Origin of the sequence: Frigoribacterium sp. Leaf44, from assembly GCF_001421865.1 — a bacterium.
Lineage (GTDB): Bacteria > Actinomycetota > Actinomycetes > Actinomycetales > Microbacteriaceae > Frigoribacterium.
Window position 1 is genome coordinate 66,789 of record NZ_LMLG01000001.1, and the last position, 1,439, is coordinate 68,227.

At 67.4% G+C, this 1,439-nt stretch carries 1 protein-coding gene; it reads right to left on the minus strand.

Annotated features, from left to right (window positions below; translation table 11 throughout):
- On the minus strand, window positions 1-1,258 hold a 1,258-nt coding region (locus tag ASE87_RS00360), incomplete at its 3' end, for an MFS transporter (protein WP_082452206.1).
- Window positions 1,259-1,439: the final 181 nt, after the last annotated feature.

The following is a 1,439-nucleotide window of genomic DNA, read 5'->3' on the forward strand; positions in this document are numbered from 1 at the left end:
TGACGGCCAGGGCGCCGAGGATCGCCGCGACGCCGGCGGCCCAGAGCATCAGGGTGTAGTTGCCCGAGCCGGTGTTGCCGATGCCGAGGAAGAACAGCGCGATCGCCGGGGCGAGAGACTGCGGCAGGGCGTTGGCGATGTTGATGACGCCGAGGTCCTTGCCCGGACGGTCGGCGTTCGGCAGCACGTCGACGACGAGGGCGGTGTCGACGGCGGCGTAGATGCCGTAGGCGAAGCCCATGACGACCTCGGCGACGTAGAAGCCGGTGACGGTCTCGGCATGGGCCAGCAGGATCAGGCCGACCGCGAAGAGGGCGGTCGAGCCTCCGACGAAGACCTTGCGCATCTTGAGCCTGTCGCTCAGCCAGCCCGAGAGCGCGGCACTCGCCATCAACGCGATCGTGTAGAGCAGGACGCCGAAGGCGACCGCGGCCGTGGCGTCGGCGACGTCCGAGATGCCGAGGTGCTCCTGCATGTAGAGCAGTCGATAGGTCGTGAACATGAACGTCGCGAGGATGATCAGGAACCGCGACCACCAGGCGAAGGCGAAGTCGCGGTGCTCGAGGGGGTTCGTCCAGAAGGAGCTGACCAGGTTGACGAAGGTGAACGGCTTGAGCTCGTACTCGGGCAGGTCGTCGCGGGCGACGACCGCGTAGACGAGGATCAGCACGATCGCGAGGACGCCCGGCGCGATGAAGAGCACCGGCAGGTTCGCGACGAACAGCACGGCGAGGTAGGTGCCCGCGAGGACGGCGATGTTCTGTGCCAGGGCGATGACGCTCGAGGCCTTGCCGCGCTGGAACTGCGGCACGTTGTCGGCGAAGCTCGCGGTCAGGGCGGCGAGCACGGCGTTGGCCGCGATCTGGGCGATCACCCACGCGATGCCGAGCTGCAGCACGGTGGGGGCGAACGCGAGCCAGGCGAGGGCGAGCGTGAAGACGACGATGCCGCCGACGAGGTAGGGGCGGCGGCGGCCCCACCGGGTGCGCGTGCGGTCGCTCAGGGCGCCGACGAGCGGGTTCGCGAGCAGTGCACCGAAGGCGCCGAACGGCAGGACGAGCCCGATGATGCTCGCCGGGTCGTCGGGGTTCAGCTGCTGGGCCTTGAGTTGCATGCTCACGTACACCGGCGAGAGCAGAGCGGCGAACAGGCCGAACTGGGCGAGCCCCAGCGCGATCATGTAGCCCCGCGACACCCTCACGGTGCTGACGGGTTGGGTGAGCACGCCCTGCGTGCCGGTGGGGCCTGGGTTGGCCATGACGCCTCCTCGAGTCAAAACCTAGTCGCGCTAGGTGTTCGCAGAATACACAGCAGGTGTCGCCCGGGCAAGCGAATGCGTCGATTTCGGACGAACTTTTGTCATCCGTCGACATAAGTGACAGAGTTGTGCGCAGACCACCGGAACCCTCACGACAAAGGAGTCATCCCATGACCTCGTC